This is a genomic window from Rhodoglobus vestalii (genome assembly GCF_006788895.1).
Classification (GTDB): domain Bacteria; phylum Actinomycetota; class Actinomycetes; order Actinomycetales; family Microbacteriaceae; genus Rhodoglobus; species Rhodoglobus vestalii.
In genome coordinates this window covers 82,101-98,692 of record NZ_VFRA01000001.1, presented here as the reverse complement: position 1 = coordinate 98,692, position 16,592 = coordinate 82,101, and the positions used below count along the sequence as shown (strand labels likewise).

Below are 16,592 nucleotides of genomic sequence, written 5' to 3'. Positions count from 1 at the left end.
ACTAGGTTCTATTCGCCGCTGAGGCGCTTGAGTTCGAGCTTGTTCTCGTTGATCTCGTGCAGGGCAACCGAGAGGGGCTTGTCTTCGATCGTGGAGTCGACCAGCGGCCCAACGTTGTCGAACAGGCTTCCCTCGTGAAGGTCTGCGTAGTAGTCATTGATCTGACGCGCGCGCTTGGAGGCGAAGATTACGAGCTGGTACTTGGAGTCAACCTTCGACAGTAGTTCGTCGATGGGGGGATCAATGATGCCCGAGTTCTTGTCAGCCATGGGAGTGCTCCTTGGAGTCGGAAGTGGTCGCGCCAGCGGGCGCATCCATCAATTCTACGACTTCTTTGGCCGCTTGGCTTACTTCTGTGTTGACGACCTTCACATCGAACTCTTCTTGAGCCGCCAATTCGACCTTTGCGGTCTCCAATCGGCGGGCCTGTTCGGCGGCGTCTTCGGTGCCCCGGCCGATCAATCGACGCACCAATTCTTCCCAGCTCGGCGGCAGCAAAAAGACCAGAAGGGCTTCGGGCATGACACTACGCACTGAGCGAGCTCCCTGAAGGTCAATTTCGAGAAGCACGCGCTTTCCTTCAGCGAGGGCAGCATCAATCGGCGGGCGTGGCGTGCCGTAACGGTAGGAGTTGTGCACAACCGCCCACTCGAGAAGCTCGTTGCGAGACACCATCTCATCGAACTTGTCGTCGCTGACGAAGTAGTAGTGCACCCCGTCAACTTCTCCGGGCCGCGGCTTTCTGGTCGTTGCCGAGACGCTGAGGAGGACATCCGGATGGTTATCCCGAATGAAGCTCGAAACGGTCCCCTTGCCGACGGCAGTGGGGCCAGCCAAGACGACGAGGCGTGTCGGCTCTGGGCCCTGGCGATCGGCAAGGTAGTCAGCGAGTCGATCACGTTGCTTGCGACCAAGCCCGCCGACACGTTTGCGTTCCGCGATCGCCAGCTGGTTCATTACCGCCTCTACCCGCGTCGGTCCGAGCGAGGGCACGCTCAGTAGGAGCTCACGCACCAGCAGTCGTGCTTCTGCACTCTCCGGTGTCGACCACGCCGTGCGCGCGACACTCAGTGCGGTGCGTGTGCGCTCGGCGACTTCACGTTTCACCGACGCCCTGGCACGTCGAGCAGCAATTGCCGCTCGCGATGCAGCGGCACGATCCACCTCAGGGGGTTGGGGACGAGGCACCATCAGCGCACCTGCTCGCGGAGTTGTGATCGCAATGAGCGAAGCTCTGAAGGAATTTGACTCGACCCCTCCTGGAGAACGCTACGAGACACGGTGACAATGGTGTTAGCGACCGCCGCACCGTAGAGCTCACGAGCCTGCTCGACCTGAGCCCCCTGAGCGCCAAACCCCGGGGCCAGCACGGGAACGTCGATCAAATCTTCGGCGAGCAGCCCGTAGTCGGCAACATTTACGGTCGCACCAACGACAACACCAAAAGACCCGAGGCCGCTCTCAGAATTCAGAGCACGAACGTCGTGCACAACGCTTGCCGCGACCGTAGAGCCGTCATGTTCACCCTCGACAATTCGGGCAGTCTGAATACTGCGAGCGGCGAGATTAGAGGTCGCCGCCAAAACGAAAATTCCCTTACCCGCCGTGCGTGCTAGCTCGACCGGCCCAGACAACTCCGAAACGCCCTGATACGCCACGGCGGTCATCGCATCTGCCTCCAGAGCCGAACCAGGAGTAAGCCAGGCCTGGCCATAAGCATCGACGGAGGACGAAAGATCGCCGCGCTTGACATCGGCTATCACGAGGAGCCCAGCGGAGCGTGCCAAAGCGAAAGACTCCTCGAGAACCGCGTAGCCGGCGGATCCGAAGCGCTCGAAGAAGGCTACCTGCGGTTTGATCATTCCGACGTTGCCTGCTGCGGCATCCACCGTGCGCAGGGCAAATTCTCGAACGCCGTGAACGTCGTTCGAGAGCCCCCAGGCTTCGAGCAGAAACGGATGCGGGTCAATGCCAAGACAGACTCCGCCGAACTCCTCAAACGTCGCCGAGAGTCGAGCAGCAAAACTAGGCATTGCGGGCCACCTTTTCTAGTTCTGCCGCGCGGTCAAGAGCGTAATCCTGAAGCGAGCGCACATCGAAACCATCCTGAATCGCCTCAAAGGCAGCTACGGCGGCGGCCAGTTGCGCGATGGTGGTGAAGATGGGCTTGTCAGCGGCGACCGTGGCGGTACGGATTTCGTACCCATCGGCACGGGCACTTCGTCCACTGGGCGTATTGATGACAACATCCACTTTTCCGGCATTAATCAGCTCGACAATCGAGGGCTCCTCGGCGTCAGCTTCTTGCCCCATGAAGTATTTGCGCACCACCTGGGCTTCGATGCCATTGCGCGCCAAGATCTCGGCCGTGCCGTCGGTAGCAAGAATCGTGAACCCCAGCTGGCTGAGACGCAGCACCGGCAAAATCACCGCACGCTTATCGCGATCGGCCACGGAAACGAATACCGTGCCGCTATCAGGTAATCCCCCGTAGGCCGCTTCCTGGCTCTTGGCGAACGCTTTGGGAAAGTTTGAATCGATGCCCATAACTTCGCCGGTGGAACGCATCTCCGGGCCGAGTACAGAATCAACAACGTTGCCATCAACCGTGCGGAACCGCTTGAAGGGAAGCACCGCCTCTTTCACCGACACGGGAGAGGTGGACGGTACTTGGCTTCCGTCGAGTGCCGGCAAAAGGCCGCTGTCGACCAGGGAACGGATGCTGGAGCCCACCATCACGAGGGCCGCGGCTTTCGCCAGTGGAATGCCGAGAGCTTTCGATACAAACGGCACGGTGCGGCTCGCCCGCGGGTTGGCTTCAAGCACGTAGAGGATGCCCTGGCCGATAGCGAACTGCACATTCAGTAGTCCGCGCACTCCCACACCCTCGGCAATTGCGAGCGTTGCTTCACGAACACGCTTGAGTACATCGCGCCCGAGCGTCACCGGAGGCAGCGTGCAGGCGGAGTCACCCGAGTGGATGCCCGCCTCTTCGATGTGCTCCATGATTCCGCCGACATACAGTTCAGTGCCGTCGTAGAGTGCGTCGATGTCGATCTCGATGGCGTCATCCAAGAACCGGTCAACCAGCAGTGGAGATTTCCCGGAAATCACCACGGTGTCGCGAACGCGCTCGAAATAGTCAGCGAGAGCGTCGGTGTCGTAGACGATTTCCATGCCGCGCCCGCCGAGAACATGGGAGGGGCGAACGAGAACCGGGTAGCCAATTGATTCTGCGATGCCGATCGCTTCTGCCTGATCGGTGGCAGTGCCATTCTTGGGCGCCAGAAGGCCAGCATTGTCAAGGATCGCAGAAAATAGTCCGCGTTCCTCAGCGAGATCAATTGCTTCGGGAGTTGTGCCCAGAATCGGGATGCCCGCGTCTTTCAAGCCCTGCGCGAGCCCGAGAGCAGTCTGGCCGCCGAGCTGAACGATGACGCCCATCAGTTCACCGCTGGTGCTCTCCGCGTGGATGATCTCCAGCACGTCTTCCAGCGTGAGCGGTTCGAAGTACAGGCGATCGCTGGTGTCGTAGTCGGTCGACACCGTCTCTGGGTTGCAGTTGATCATGATCGTCTCGAAGCCAGCATCTGACAGAGCGAACGACGCCTGTACGCAGGAGTAGTCGAATTCGATACCCTGACCGATGCGGTTCGGGCCTGAACCCAGAATGATGACCTTCTGCTTATCGCTCGGCACCACCTCGGTTTCGGAATCGTAGCTTGAGTAGTGGTACGGCGTGAGGGCCGGGAATTCACCCGCACACGTGTCGACGGTTTTGAAGACGGGGCGCACCTCGAGGCTCCAGCGCAGGTCACGAACCTCCTCTTCCGTCACGCCGCGAATGTCAGCGATCTGGAGATCGCTGAAGCCGTGATTCTTCACGTGAGTTAGCAGCGCGGCGCTCAACTCGGGAGCATCGGCAATGTCGGCTGCCACTTCATTGATCAAAGCAATCTGGTCGATGAACCACGGATCAATCTTGGTGGCCTCGAAGATCTCCTCGGTAGTGGCCCCGGCCCTCATCGCCTGCTGCACCGAAATGATGCGGCCATCGGTGGCAACCGATGAGAGCTTCAGCAACTCAGCCTTGTCGCCAACTTCGCCGTTCCAGTGAAAGCTCGAGTCGCGTTTTTCCAGCGACCGAAGCGCCTTCTGCAATGCGGTCGAATAGTTGCGACCGATCGCCATGGCCTCCCCCACCGACTTCATCGTGGTCGTCAGACGCGTGTCGGCCGCCGGAAACTTTTCGAACGCGAAACGCGGAACCTTGACGACGACATAGTCGAGGGTGGGTTCAAAGCTTGCCGGGGTGACCTTCGTAATGTCGTTCGGGATTTCGTCAAGCCGGTAACCGATCGCCAACTTCGCCGCGATCTTGGCAATGGGAAACCCCGTGGCCTTGGAGGCCAACGCGCTCGAACGAGACACCCGCGGGTTCATCTCAATGACAATGACACGCCCATCGGCGGGGTCGATGGCGAATTGGATGTTGCATCCGCCGGTATCAACGCCGACAGCACGAATAATGTCGATACCAATGTTGCGCAGGTTCTGGTACTCACGATCGGTCAGCGTCAGCGCCGGAGCAACCGTGATCGAATCGCCCGTGTGAACACCAACGGGGTCAACGTTCTCTATCGAACAGACGACCACAGTGTTGTCAGCTGTATCCCGCATGAGTTCGAGCTCATACTCCTTCCAGCCCAGAATGCTCTCTTCGAGAAGCACCGAAGTGGTGGGGCTCTGGTGCAGGCCGTCGGCGACCATCCGCACAAGCTCTTCGCGGGTGTAAGCAAAGCCAGACCCGAGCCCGCCCATCGTGAACGAGGGGCGAATCACCAGCGGATACCCGAGATCTTCAGCGAAATCGACCGCCTCGGCAACCGTCGTAGCGATGTGAGACTTCGCGACATCCGCACCACAATCAAGCACGAGTTGCTTGAAGATCTGACGGTCCTCACCCTTGTTGATGGCCTCAAGGTTGGCACCGATCAGTTCAACGTTGTACTTCTCAAGAATGCCGTGAGAATCGAGCTCGATAGCGGCATTCAGGGCTGTTTGACCGCCGAGAGTCGGCAGCAGCGCGTCTGGACGCTCCTTGGCAATGATCGTCTCAATGACCTCCCAGGTGATGGGCTCAACGTAGGTTGCGTCAGCAAAGTCGGGGTCAGTCATGATCGTGGCCGGGTTTGAATTCACGAGGATGACACGGATTCCCTCCTGGCGCAGCACGCGACAGGCTTGGGTGCCCGAGTAGTCGAACTCCGCCGCCTGGCCGATGACGATCGGACCGGAACCGATAACGAGTACCGATGAAATGTCTTGTCTCTTGGGCATTACTTGCTGTCCTTTGCGTTCTCGAGAACGAGGTCGCGGAACCTATCGAAAAGATAGTTGGCATCGTGCGGGCCCGAGGCCGCTTCGGGGTGATACTGCACGGAGAAGGCAGGGATATCGAGTGCACGGAGGCCCTCGACGACATTGTCATTGAGATTGACGTGACTCACTTCGACGCGCCCAAAGCCGGCGGGTGACTGACTGATTTCGCCGACCGGCGCATCAACCGCAAAGCCATGGTTGTGCGAAGTGATTTCGGTACGCAGGGTCTGCACGTCGATAACAGGCTGGTTGATTCCGCGGTGGCCGAACGGCAGCTTGTAGGTGCCATATCCGAGTGCCCGACCCAATAGTTGGTTGCCAAAACAGATACCGAAGAAGGGCAGCCCTCGCTTCAGCACCTGAGTCAAGAGCGCAACGTGAGCGTCAGATGCTGACGGGTCCCCGGGGCCATTGGAATAGAAGACAGCCACCGGGTCGATAGCGAGCAGTTCTTCGAACGTCACCGTCTGCGGCAGAACGTGAACCTCGAACCCGCGTTCAGCGAGATAGTTGACTGTCGACGTCTTGACGCCAAGGTCAAGCACAGCGAGACGCCCAATGCTGGCGACCGTCGAGGCCACGAGATAGGCAACCGAAGTGGAGACTTCGGATGACAAGCTCCGACCTGCCATCTGGGTTTCTGCTCGCACTGCCGCAAGTTGCTCATCATCGCTGAGGTCGTTCTCAGTGCCAGAAAAAATTCCGCCGCGCATCGAACCGGCGTCGCGCAGGCGCCGCGTAATCGCCCGAGTATCAACACCGCTGATACCGACGATGCCCTGCTCGGTGAGCTGATCATCCAAAGAACCTTCGGCACGATAGTTGGAGACGATGCGACTGGCATCTCGGATCACGAAGCCTGAGACCCAGATGCGGTTCGACTCTGGATCTTCAGAATTGACGCCGGTGTTGCCGATGTGCGGCGCCGTCATCACAACAATTTGTCCCGCGTAACTGGGGTCGGTGATGGTCTCTTGATAACCAGTCATTCCGGTTGCGAACACCACTTCGCCAACTCGCTTGCCCTTGGCACCGTAGGCCTGGCCGCGATAGCGCGCGCCATCCTCTAGTACAAGTACTGCTGCTTCGAAAGTCATTAAGACTGCCTTTCATTGCCAATGACACCCTGGAGAGCCCGTTCACAGGCCTCGGGGTCGTCCATACGAAAATAGCTATCGACTGGCGTGCCATCGAGAGTCCACTCGATAACCTGCAGTCCGTTTTGTTCGACCACACGGTCGATAGTCCATGTTGCGCGCACAATCCCGCGCACGTCATCGCGCGGAATCCACAGGTCACGCTCCCCGTTGCGGAACACGGCAACACCGCCATCGTGCACTTCGATGGCGCAATTGCCGCGGAACCCCAGAGTGTGCACGGCAACCCTGTTCAGCTGATCACCGGCGAGCGTTGTCGAGACGTACTTTCCACTCAAACTGGGATGTCCGCTGGCAAGGTCTGCGGGTAGCTGCAGCGGCAGACCGATGTGAAATTGGCGGCGTTTGCGCGCATACCAACCGGCAACCATCAGGCCGAGGAGCAGCACCATGATGCCGATCGCAATCAGCAGCGAAACATCTTTAGGCATGGTGAGACTCCCCCGCTGCTAACCGCGCGCTGTGGGCGACCTCGTCAGAATCGACGACATCGCCATCCCGCACGGTTTCGTAGCCATTGTGGATAGTGTTCATGACTCGGCCGGGCAGCGAACGCCCCAAATATGGTGAGTTTGTGCTCTTGCCGCGCAAGGATTCTGTGCTGAAAGTCGACCTCGCGCTCGGGTCAATGAGTACCAAATTTGCCGCAGACCCGGGCGTGAAAGGGGCGTCATAACCGTTGAGACGCCCGATGTGTGCCGGGGTTTGCGAAAAAACACGCGCGACATCCGCCCAGGTCAAATGACCGGTGTCGACGACTGCCTCTTGCACGACGTTCAGGGCAGACTCGAGGCCCACCATCCCAAACGCAGCCTCAGCCCACGAACACTCTTTGGCCTCGGGGGGATGCGGTGCATGGTCAGTGGCCACGATGTCGATGGTTCCGTCGGCCAAGGCCGCACGCAGGGCACGAACATCTTCGTCACGGCGAAGAGGAGGATTCACTTTGAATCGCGCGTCGTAACCGCGCACCAGTTCATCCGTCAGCAGCAAGTGGTGGGGGGTGACCTCCGCCGTCACAGCGATACCGCGAGCCTTCGCCCAGCGGATGACATCGACGGATCCCGCGGTTGAGAGGTGGCAAATATGGAGTCGGGCGCCCACATGCTCGGCGAGCAGAACATCGCGGGCGATAATCGACTCTTCTGCGACCGCTGGCCATCCAGCAAGGCCGAGTTCGCTCGACACAGCCCCCTCGTTCATTTGGGCATCCACCGTGAGGGTTGGTTCCTGCGCGTGCTGAGCCACGACTCCGTCAAACGTCTTCACATATTCGAGGGCGCGGCGCATGAGCAGGGCATTGTGCACGCACTTGCCATCATCGGAGAAAACTCGCACTCGCGCCCGCGAGTTCGCCATTGCGCCGATCTCAGAGAGTTTCGTTCCGCCTAGCCCCTCGGTAACGGCACCGATGGGTCGCACCGTCGCGAAACCGTGCGTATCGCCCAAGGACTGCACCTGCTCCACCACACCAGCCGTGTCTTGCACCGGCATTGTATTGGCCATCGCAAAGACGGCGGTGAATCCGCCCATGGCGGCGGCACGACTACCCGAGAGCACTGTTTCGCTCTGTTCGAAGCCTGGCTCGCGCAAATGGGCGTGCAGATCCACGAGCCCAGGTAGTGCCTGCAACCCCGAGGCATCGATGGTGCGATCGGCGGAGCTAGCGTCAGTGAAGACACCACGGTCTATCGTGAAATCTGCGCGCTTGCCCGACGGCAAAGTTGCATTGATAATTCGGATGCTCACGAGAGTCCTCTTCTCTGGGTTGATGAGTGTTCGCGCACAGCGGGAGCAGCTGCTGCGCTCACCGCTCTACAGCTCCGGACAGTAAGTGATAAAGCACCGACATTCGCACTGAGACCCCATTAGCTACCTGTTCGAGCACTGTCGACTGCGGCGAATCTGCGGCTGCAGCCGAGATTTCGAGGCCGCGGTTCATCGGCCCAGGGTGCATCACTATGCTACTTGCTGGCAGAGCCCGCATTCGTTCATCATTGAGCCCCCACTGCTTGGAATATTCGCGCGCATTGGGGAAGAACGCGGCCGCCATCCGCTCACTCTGAACCCGCAACATCATGACCACGTCGGGGCGTTGAGTGATGGCATGGTCTAGGTCATAGCCCACAGCAACAGGCCAGCCGCTCAGATTAACCGGCAACAGGGTCGCCGGGGCAACCAGGCTGACTGTCGCACCCAGCGTCGTTAAGAGCCAGACGTTTGAGCGCGCAACGCGCGAGTGCACAATGTCGCCAACGATCGTGACACTCACCCCTTCGAGGTCGCGCCCTCGCGCCGCAGAGCCGTGCAGCCGACGACGAATCGTGAAGGCATCAAGCAGAGCCTGAGTGGGATGCTCGTGGGTGCCGTCACCCGCATTCACAATGCCAGCGTCAATCCAGCCGCTGTCAGCAAGAGTCTTGGGTGCTCCCGAAGCCCAATGCCGCACGACCACCGCATCGGCGCCCATCGCCGCAAGCGTTTGAGCAGTGTCCTTGAGGTTCTCCCCCTTGGAAACGCTCGAACCCTTTGCGGCAAAGTTGATCACGTCGGCGCTGAGCCGTTTCGCGGCAGCTTCAAAAGAAATGCGGGTGCGTGTTGAATCCTCAAAGAAAAGATTGATGACCGTCTTGCCGCGCAGCGTTGGCAGCTTTTTGACCTCGCGCTCGCTGACCGCAGCCATATCTTCAGCAACGTCGAGAATCGCGATCGCTGCCTCGCGGGGCAGGCCCTGTGTCGTAAGGAGGTGTCTCATCCGATCGTCACCTCGTCGACTCCGTCGATCTCCTTGAGGCGCACATTGATGCGTTCGCTCACCGAGCTGGGAAGGTTTTTGCCCACAAAGTCAGCACGAATAGGAAACTCCCGATGGCCACGGTCGACAAGCACTGCCAATCGCACCGCGCGCGGACGGCCCAGATCGCCGAGCGCATCAAGTGCGGCGCGAATAGTTCTCCCGGAATACAGCACATCGTCAACGAGTACGACAGTTTTACCGTCAATGCCACCGGCGGGAATGTCGGTTGGGCCAGTGGCCCGCGTCGGATTCTGGGCGAGATCGTCACGATACATCGTTACATCGAGCGCGCCAGCAGAAATCACCACGGAATCCACCGACTGGATGATGGCCGCAACGCGCCGGGCCAGCGTGACGCCTCGCGTCGGGACACCCAAAATCACTAGGTCGTCTGAACCACGGTTCGACTCAAGAATTTCGTGCGAGATTCGTGTCAACGCCCGGGTGATATCAGCATGCTGAAGCACAGTGCTTGCAGTCATTCTGACCTCCTTCCCCGTCTCTCTGGACGGAACTTAAAGGAAATCTGTTTCTCCGACTATAGCGCCCCGGCACTCGGCGCGAGATGAAGCCCAACTATTCGTTGCTGGCGGCAATCCGGCCGAGCAGACCATTAATAAACCCGGCGGAATCTTCGGTGGAGTGAATCTTTGCCGACTCCACTGCCTCCGAGATTGCGACACCGGCAGGAATCTCGTCGTTGTACAAGATTTCCCACAGTCCGATGCGCAGCAGTGCGCGGTCAACAGCGGGCATCCGGTTGAGGGGCCACCCCTGGGAATAGGTTTCGATCAATTCATCGATCTCATCACCGTGCTCAGTGATACCCACAACGATCTGTTGGGCGTAGGCCCACGACGTCGCGCGCGCGGGATGCGACATAGCTCGTGACGACTCGGTTGCGAGCGCCTGATTGATACTTTCGCCCCGAACATCGGCACCATACATAAGGTCAAGAGCGCGCTTACGCGCCTTGCTACGTGCCCCCACTTAGTCGTTCACGCGACCGAGGTAGCCACCGTCGCGGGTATCAACCTTGACCCGGGTTCCCTGCTCGAGAAACAACGGAACCTGGATCTGGTACCCAGTCTCGACCGTTGCAGGCTTGCTGCCACCCGTGGAGCGGTCTCCCTGAAGCCCTGGCTCGGTGTACGTAATTTCTAGCACTACGGATGCCGGCAATTCCACATAGAGCGGCTCACTATTGTGCAGCGCGATGGTCACATTCTGGTTCTCAAGCATGAAGTTTGCGGCATCGCCGACCGCTGCAGCGCTGAGCGTGATCTGGTCGTAATCGCTCGTGTTCATGAACACGAAGTTCTCGCCATCCTTGTACAGGTACTGGAAGTCAGATCGGTCAACCGTCTCCGTTTCGATCTTCGCGCCAGCGTTGAAGGTACGGTCAACGGTCTTACCGGTGCGCACATTTTTCACCTTGGTGCGAACGAACGCTCCGCCCTTGCCCGGCTTGACGTGTTGGAACTCGATTACGGTCCACAATCCACCGTCCATATTGAGAACGACGCCGTTCTTGATGTCAGCGGTAGAGGCCATACGAAAATCCGTTTCTGTTGACGAGCACAAGCGCCATTCAATCGCGAACGCGACAAATGCGACGGTCGAGTCTAACTGAGACGCCGGGCAACTGCGTCGAGGCCGAGAATATAAGAGTCGAAACCGAACCCTGCGATCACACCGGTGGCAACGCCAGAGATCACACTGGTATGGCGAAACTGCTCGCGTGCATGCGGATTCGTGATGTGAACCTCGATGAGCGTGAGCCCGGCACTGGTGACCTGAGCCGCGGCATCCCGCAACGCGTAAGAATAATGAGTGAACGCGGCAGGGTTCATAATCACCGGCGATGAGGAGTCGACGGCGTTATGCAACCATGCAATGAGTTCGGTTTCACTGTCAGTCTGCCGAAATTCAAGCGAAAAATCGCTCGCATTCGCCAGACCTGCTGCGTGAGCTTCGAGAGCGGCGCGCAGCTCAACGAGTGTTCCCCCGCCATAGACGTCAGGTTCCCTGCTTCCCAGGCGGCCCAGGTTGGGGCCGTTGAGGACAAATACGGTAGTCACCGTTCCACTCTAGCGAGGCAACTCCCGCTAGACCCCAACTTCTTGGTAAGCCGAGTACAGCATCGCTTCGTCTGGGCCATTGAGCATTGACGTGCGCCCCACAGCGTCGAGTACGACAAAGCGGATCATCCCAGCTCGCGCCTTCTTATCCCGCTGCATCGTGGCAAGCAGTGTGTTCCACCGACCGAGAGGGTAATCGACAGGCAAGCTCAGCGACTGCAAAATACTGCGATGACGGTCAACGACCTCAGAACTCAGCGAACCAGCGAGGTGGGCCAGTTCCGCAGCGAAAACCATCCCCACCGACACCGCAGCACCATGACGCCACCGGTAACGCTCAGCATGTTCGATTGCGTGACCGAGCGTGTGACCGTAGTTCAAGATTTCTCGAAGACCTGTTTCGGTGAAGTCTTCGCCGACGACCCGAGCCTTAAGACCAATCGACAGCTCAACCACCCGACGAAACTCATCGCTGCGGGGGTCGGTGACCTTATCAACATCCGCCTCAATGATGTCAAGAATTTCGGGCACACTGATGAAACCGCACTTCACGATCTCCGCGAAACCCGCCAACATCTCATTACGAGGCAGATCCTCAAGCACATCAAAGTCGGCAACGACAGCACTGGGTGCATAAAATGCGCCGACAAGGTTCTTTCCCTCGGCGGTATTGATACCGGTCTTTCCGCCGACCGCAGCATCCACCATCCCCGCCACGGTCGTTGGGCACTGGATGAGTCTGACACCGCGCAACCATGTTGCCGCAACAAAGCCTGCAAGATCAGTCGCTGCCCCGCCACCGAACCCGACCACCGCGTCGGTGCGCGTGAAGTCAGTCCGCCCCATAATCTGCCAACAGAACGCGGCGACTTCGATGCGCTTAGCATCTTCGGCATCCGGAACTTCAGCCAACAGCACTTCATACCGTTCTGAAAGCGACTCGCGAAGCGCGTTTGCACGAGCTCCCAGCGTCGCCGGGTGAATGATGAGCACCTTGGCAACACGCTCGCCGAGTTGTTCATGGAGCTTCGGCAGCAGTCCACGGCCGACCAAAACGTCATAGGGGCTTACGCCCGGTACCGGAATAACAGTGGTTTCCATCGTCATTGTTGTTGACTTCCTAGCCAGTCGGCGATTTCCCGCGCAACCTTTTCCATCGGCATAAGCGATGTATCGATAGTGAGAGACGACAATTCGTCGTAGAGAGGGCGGCGCTCACGGACGAGCTTCTCCCACTCATCGGCATTCTTAGCAAGTGGGCGGCTACTTCCTGCAATCCGAAGCCGGGCGGTTGCTTTCGACATCGTCAATTGCACGACTCGGTGGGATGCAAGGTCTACACGCGTCTCGAGATTGAGCACTGCGCCCCCACCCAACGTCACAACCGCGGGCTGGAGAAGGGCATCGGCCACTGCTTCGCGCTCACGTTCGCGAAAATACTCCTCACCAAACTCAGCAAACAGCTCAGAGATCGGGCCATGGGACGCAACCACGACCTTGTCGGTGTCGATCAAAGGAGCATCCAGAATTTTCGCAAGTCTCTTGCCCGCTCGTGTTTTGCCCGAACCCGGTGCCCCAATAATGACAACAATCGCTCCCCCATCATTGATCATAGGCAGCCCTAGCCGTCTGCAGCGCGTCAGGAATAGCGGCCAAATATGAATTAAGGTTGCGCTTGGTCTCACCGAGCGAGTCGCCCCCGAACTTCTCAAGGACAGAATTGGCCAGCGTGAGAGCGACCATGGCTTCGGCGACAACTCCGGCAGCCGGGACGGCACATACGTCTGACCGTTGATGATGCGCGACTGCCGCTGCACCCGTGGCAATATCGACCGTGCGAAGGGCACGCGGAACGGTCGAAATGGGTTTCATCGCGGCACGAACGCGGAGCACCGTACCCGTGCTCATTCCTCCCTCGATGCCGCCCGCGCGATCGCTCTCGCGGGAAATTCCGCTGGCCGAGTGCACAAGCTCATCATGCGCGACAGAGCCTCGGCGAGTTGCCGTTTCAAAGCCATCACCGACTTCAACGCCCTTAATTGCTTGGATGCCCATGAGCGCGGCAGATAGTTGGCCATCGAGCCTGCGGTCCCAGTGAGTGTATGACCCAAGCCCGGGCGGTAACCCATAGGCCAGAACCTCTACGATGCCACCAAGAGTGTCGCCGTCTTCATGAGCTCGATCAACTTCGGCAACCATGCGCTGAGATGTCTCAAGGTCGAAGCAGCGCAGCAAATCAGCGTCGAGGGTCGCAACATCTCCAGGCTTCGGTAGCGCACTATTCTCCGGTGCGCGTACGGTTCCGATGGAGAGTGTGTGACTAACAAGGCCAATACCGAGACCATCGAGAAAGGCGCGGGCTATAGCACCGAGCGCTACCCGTGCGGCTGTTTCACGGGCACTAGCTCGCTCAAGAACATTGCGGGCCTCAGAAAAGTCGTATTTTTGCATGCCAGTGAGATCAGCGTGTCCCGGGCGAGGTCGAGTCAACGCTGCCCCGCGCCCCTTGGGCAAGGTTTCCGGATCGATCGGGACTGGACTCATGACGTCAACCCAGCGTGGCCACTCCGTATTGCCGATGCGCAGGGCGATCGGGCTACCCATGGTGGCGCCAAAACGAATTCCGCCGCTCAGCGTCAGTTCGTCTTGCTCAAACTTCATCCGGGCACCACGACCGTAGCCGAGCGTGCGGCGCACCAGATCTGCCTGAATCTGTTCAGGAGAAATAGGAACGCCAGAGGGCATCCCCTCAAGGATTGCGACTAATTCTGGACCGTGCGATTCACCGGCCGTTAACCATCGAAGCATGCATCAATCCTCCCACAGGAGCGACAGATACTCTTTCCCCTCACGCACATACTCCGCCCGGGTCCGACTAGGGGTGGTCGGTGCTGTCAAGACGCCCGATCGCAGCACGCATCGCATCGATAGCATCGGCTTCGCGAACCAGAGGCACCTCCGGCGTGCCAGCAGCAAAAATACGTACTTGAGCGATGGCCTGATTGATCAGAAGGTCGTAACCCGAAATCACGGTACCGCAGACCGCCATCCAACTCTTCGCAATCTCACTGGGCCACGGGTCGTAAGCAACATCGAACAGGGCAGCGGCACTGCGCACTGTCACGCTGAACTCCACGTCCATTGCGCCGCCGGGTACGGTAGAGATAATCGCCGAAGGATTCTCCAAAGACGACGGTGAGTCCTTCCACTGTCGCACCAGAACCTGAACTCCGAGAGCTTCGCCCAGCTCTTTCAGGGGTTCTGCCTTTGTCGGAGTGCGTGCGAATATTTCTATCCGGGTCGCACCCAAACGAACGGATGCCACAAGCAAGGAGGCCGCGGTGGCTCCAGCTCCCAAAATCCACACCGACTCTAGGCGCGAGAGCCCTGCGTCGAGAAAACTGCGCACTGCACCTTCGACATCAGTGTTGTATCCCCGGAGACCGTCATCCGTCACCACAACGGTATTAGCACCTCCGACGAGTTCGACGAGTGGATCAACCCAGTCGAGCAACGGGACAACGTCGCGTTTGAGGGGCATTGTGAGGGACATCCCGCGCCACCGCTCATCCAGCGAGTTGAGGAAAGTCGGGAGAGACTCCCCGGACAATTCGATGGCGTCATACTCCCAGTCGAATCCGAGAGTCGCGTACGCGGCGCTGTGAATGATCGGGCTCAAAGAATGCGATATCGGTGACCCAAGAACAGCGAGCCTAGTGCGGGACCGACCGGGGGCTGATCGCGACGTCCCTGAGTCGCTCAACAGTAGCTCGCATTTTCTTCACTCGCTTCACACCAGTCATAGAGCTGCTGGGCAGATTCTTCGTGAGCGTCCACATTCGTATTGAACACAGTTTCGCCAGTCGCCAGGTTGACGGTGACAAAGTAGACCCACTCTCCGGCAGCAGGATTCAGTGCGGCGTCGATCGCGATTTCTCCGGGCAAACCGATTGGTCCGACCGGCAGGCCGAGATTCGCATAGGTGTTGTAGGGGTTGCTGGCATCATCTCGTTCTGCTTGATCCGTCCAAACCGTGTGCAGGTTTCCGGTGCCATAAGCGACGGTGGCATCCGATTGCAGAAGCATGCCGTCATCGAGGCGGTTATAGAATACTCGCGAGATCTTATAGAAGTCTTCGGTATTGGGGCCCGCTTCGCGCTGCACGAGCGATGCCATTGTCAGAACGCGGAATCGGTCTTCTTCGGCGACTCCGGCGGCATCCAGTCTCTCGAACATCGTGTTGACCATCTTGTCGAGCACGGCATAAGCATCCTGCCCTCCATCGAGATCGTAGGTCGCGGGGAAAAGGTAACCTTCGAGACTCGGAGCCTCCGCAGGCAGCCCAAAATGGTCGAGATCTTCGGATGCAGCCTGCAACTCAGCAAGTGGAATGCCGGTGGTTTCGGCGATGATCTCAAGCGCGTTCGGGAGAATCGTGCCCTCAGTAATCAAAAGACGGTCGGTGACCTTGCTCGCAGGGTCGAGGAGGGCATCTAGAGCCGACTGAGCACTCATCTCACCCTGTAATGCATAGTTGCCGGGGTAGAATGCTGGACCGCTCTCTTGAGTAAGCAGCAGATCGTAGAACGCATCAAAACTCATCGTCACGCCGATATCGTGCAGGCTGCGTGCAATGTCAGACCCGATGTCACCGGAATTCACGGTGAAGATGATTTCTTCACCGTTACCTGCGCCTTCGAAATCGTTTGTCAGTTCCCAGCCGAAAACCTCCCGAATCTGCTCTTCGTAGGTGGCCCAGGCGTAGGTTGCTACCGCACCCCCCGCTAGCGCCAAAAGAAGAATGGGGAGCCCGATGATGAGCCAGAGCCGACGCTTTCGGCGTGGCGGGCGTGGCGGTTCTGATGAGTCACCTGTCGGTGCAAGGGCGGCAAAAGGTGCAGCAGGCGCATCAGGTGCAGGCAACGGGGACGCTGAGGCTGAGGCATTAGTAGCTCCCGATCGAGCGGAGCGTGATTCGCGAGCAGCCTCTGCCTCTCGGGCCTCACGGCGGGTCATCGGCTGTTCGGGATCAGCTGCACTGCTCTCCGGGTCATTCGCGGCAGCGCCGTAATCGACGGTCGCGGCGTCATCAGAACCTGCTGGTCGAGCCAGCTTCGGATCAGGCGTATCTGCCTGTTCTTGGAAAATGTCTTCCCATTTCGGTTCATCAGCCAT

At 59.0% G+C, this 16,592-nt stretch carries 17 protein-coding genes; all 17 read right to left on the bottom strand.

The window, feature by feature from the left end; translation table 11 throughout:
• Positions 1 to 8 precede the first annotated feature (8 nt).
• The 17 genes from rpoZ to mltG all read right to left on the bottom strand — a co-directional run bounded on the left by rpoZ (position 9) and on the right by mltG (position 16,592).
• Positions 9 to 269 (bottom strand): DNA-directed RNA polymerase subunit omega, encoded by a 261-nt coding sequence (gene rpoZ, locus FB472_RS00475; RefSeq protein WP_010202629.1) that lies wholly within the window; start codon positions 267 to 269, stop codon positions 9 to 11.
• Positions 262 to 1,191 carry a guanylate kinase gene (gene gmk / locus FB472_RS00470; protein ID WP_141989192.1) on the bottom strand — a complete coding sequence of 310 codons (930 nt, stop codon included), beginning with the start codon at positions 1,189 to 1,191 and terminating at the stop codon, positions 262 to 264. Before gmk ends, rpoZ begins: the two co-directional genes overlap by 8 nt.
• A complete protein-coding gene (gene pyrF, locus FB472_RS00465; RefSeq protein ID WP_141989191.1) occupies positions 1,191 to 2,033 on the bottom strand; it encodes an orotidine-5'-phosphate decarboxylase in 843 nt (280 codons plus the stop codon). The genes gmk and pyrF overlap by 1 nt, the downstream gene beginning before the upstream one ends.
• Positions 2,026 to 5,340: a carbamoyl-phosphate synthase large subunit gene (carB, locus tag FB472_RS00460; RefSeq protein WP_141989190.1), complete on the bottom strand. Its 3,315-nt coding sequence runs from the start codon at positions 5,338 to 5,340 to the stop codon at positions 2,026 to 2,028. Before carB ends, pyrF begins: the two co-directional genes overlap by 8 nt.
• Positions 5,340 to 6,479 carry a glutamine-hydrolyzing carbamoyl-phosphate synthase small subunit gene (gene carA / locus FB472_RS00455; RefSeq protein ID WP_141989189.1) on the bottom strand — a complete coding sequence of 380 codons (1,140 nt, stop codon included), beginning with the start codon at positions 6,477 to 6,479 and terminating at the stop codon, positions 5,340 to 5,342. Before carA ends, carB begins: the two co-directional genes overlap by 1 nt.
• On the bottom strand, positions 6,479 to 6,970 hold the full coding sequence (locus tag FB472_RS00450) for a PH-like domain-containing protein (protein ID WP_141989188.1): 492 nt from the start codon (positions 6,968 to 6,970) through the stop codon (positions 6,479 to 6,481). The genes carA and FB472_RS00450 overlap by 1 nt, the downstream gene beginning before the upstream one ends.
• Positions 6,963 to 8,288, bottom strand: a complete 1,326-nt coding sequence (locus FB472_RS00445) for a dihydroorotase (RefSeq protein ID WP_141989187.1) — start codon at positions 8,286 to 8,288, stop codon at positions 6,963 to 6,965. The genes FB472_RS00450 and FB472_RS00445 overlap by 8 nt, the downstream gene beginning before the upstream one ends.
• A 58-nt stretch (positions 8,289 to 8,346) precedes the next feature.
• A complete protein-coding gene (locus tag FB472_RS00440; RefSeq protein ID WP_141989186.1) occupies positions 8,347 to 9,294 on the bottom strand; it encodes an aspartate carbamoyltransferase catalytic subunit in 948 nt (315 codons plus the stop codon).
• Positions 9,291 to 9,818: a bifunctional pyr operon transcriptional regulator/uracil phosphoribosyltransferase PyrR gene (gene pyrR, locus FB472_RS00435; RefSeq protein ID WP_141989185.1), complete on the bottom strand. Its 528-nt coding sequence runs from the start codon at positions 9,816 to 9,818 to the stop codon at positions 9,291 to 9,293. The genes FB472_RS00440 and pyrR overlap by 4 nt, the downstream gene beginning before the upstream one ends.
• A gap of 94 nt (positions 9,819 to 9,912) precedes the next feature.
• The gene (gene nusB / locus FB472_RS00430) at positions 9,913 to 10,326 is read right to left on the bottom strand and encodes a transcription antitermination factor NusB (protein WP_141989184.1); all 414 of its coding nucleotides are present in this window, start codon (positions 10,324 to 10,326) and stop codon (positions 9,913 to 9,915) included.
• The gene (efp, locus tag FB472_RS00425; RefSeq protein ID WP_021809653.1) at positions 10,327 to 10,890 is read right to left on the bottom strand and encodes an elongation factor P; all 564 of its coding nucleotides are present in this window, start codon (positions 10,888 to 10,890) and stop codon (positions 10,327 to 10,329) included.
• Positions 10,891 to 10,961: 71 nt separating this feature from the next.
• A complete protein-coding gene (locus FB472_RS00420; protein WP_141989183.1) occupies positions 10,962 to 11,417 on the bottom strand; it encodes a type II 3-dehydroquinate dehydratase in 456 nt (151 codons plus the stop codon).
• A gap of 27 nt (positions 11,418 to 11,444) precedes the next feature.
• Complete coding sequence (gene aroB / locus FB472_RS00415) at positions 11,445 to 12,524, bottom strand: 3-dehydroquinate synthase (RefSeq protein ID WP_021809655.1); 1,080 nt, start codon at positions 12,522 to 12,524, stop codon at positions 11,445 to 11,447.
• Positions 12,521 to 13,030, bottom strand: a complete 510-nt coding sequence (locus FB472_RS00410) for a shikimate kinase (RefSeq protein WP_141989182.1) — start codon at positions 13,028 to 13,030, stop codon at positions 12,521 to 12,523. Before FB472_RS00410 ends, aroB begins: the two co-directional genes overlap by 4 nt.
• On the bottom strand, positions 13,020 to 14,225 hold the full coding sequence (gene aroC / locus FB472_RS00405) for a chorismate synthase (protein ID WP_141989181.1): 1,206 nt from the start codon (positions 14,223 to 14,225) through the stop codon (positions 13,020 to 13,022). Before aroC ends, FB472_RS00410 begins: the two co-directional genes overlap by 11 nt.
• Positions 14,226 to 14,292: 67 nt before the next feature.
• Complete coding sequence (locus FB472_RS00400) at positions 14,293 to 15,180, bottom strand: shikimate dehydrogenase (protein ID WP_281283031.1); 888 nt, start codon at positions 15,178 to 15,180, stop codon at positions 14,293 to 14,295.
• Positions 15,177 to 16,592 (bottom strand): endolytic transglycosylase MltG, encoded by a 1,416-nt coding sequence (mltG, locus tag FB472_RS00395; protein ID WP_141989179.1) that lies wholly within the window; start codon positions 16,590 to 16,592, stop codon positions 15,177 to 15,179. The genes FB472_RS00400 and mltG overlap by 4 nt, the downstream gene beginning before the upstream one ends.

What these genes read in the sequence shown, in the direction of transcription:
- rpoZ (WP_010202629.1), bottom strand. Translation starts at nt 269, where the DNA reads ATGGCTGACAAGAACTCGGGCATCATTGATCCCCCCATCGACGAACTA.
- gmk (WP_141989192.1), bottom strand. Translation starts at nt 1,191, where the DNA reads ATGGTGCCTCGTCCCCAACCCCCTGAGGTGGATCGTGCCGCTGCATCG.
- pyrF (WP_141989191.1), bottom strand. Translation starts at nt 2,033, where the DNA reads ATGCCTAGTTTTGCTGCTCGACTCTCGGCGACGTTTGAGGAGTTCGGC.
- carB (WP_141989190.1), bottom strand. Translation starts at nt 5,340, where the DNA reads ATGCCCAAGAGACAAGACATTTCATCGGTACTCGTTATCGGTTCCGGT.
- carA (WP_141989189.1), bottom strand. Translation starts at nt 6,479, where the DNA reads ATGACTTTCGAAGCAGCAGTACTTGTACTAGAGGATGGCGCGCGCTAT.
- FB472_RS00450 (WP_141989188.1), bottom strand. Translation starts at nt 6,970, where the DNA reads ATGCCTAAAGATGTTTCGCTGCTGATTGCGATCGGCATCATGGTGCTG.
- FB472_RS00440 (WP_141989186.1), bottom strand. Translation starts at nt 9,294, where the DNA reads ATGAGACACCTCCTTACGACACAGGGCCTGCCCCGCGAGGCAGCGATC.
- pyrR (WP_141989185.1), bottom strand. Translation starts at nt 9,818, where the DNA reads ATGACTGCAAGCACTGTGCTTCAGCATGCTGATATCACCCGGGCGTTG.
- efp (WP_021809653.1), bottom strand. Translation starts at nt 10,890, where the DNA reads ATGGCCTCTACCGCTGACATCAAGAACGGCGTCGTTCTCAATATGGAC.
- aroB (WP_021809655.1), bottom strand. Translation starts at nt 12,524, where the DNA reads ATGACGATGGAAACCACTGTTATTCCGGTACCGGGCGTAAGCCCCTAT.
- FB472_RS00410 (WP_141989182.1), bottom strand. Translation starts at nt 13,030, where the DNA reads ATGATCAATGATGGGGGAGCGATTGTTGTCATTATTGGGGCACCGGGT.
- aroC (WP_141989181.1), bottom strand. Translation starts at nt 14,225, where the DNA reads ATGCTTCGATGGTTAACGGCCGGTGAATCGCACGGTCCAGAATTAGTC.
- mltG (WP_141989179.1), bottom strand. Translation starts at nt 16,592, where the DNA reads ATGGCTGATGAACCGAAATGGGAAGACATTTTCCAAGAACAGGCAGAT.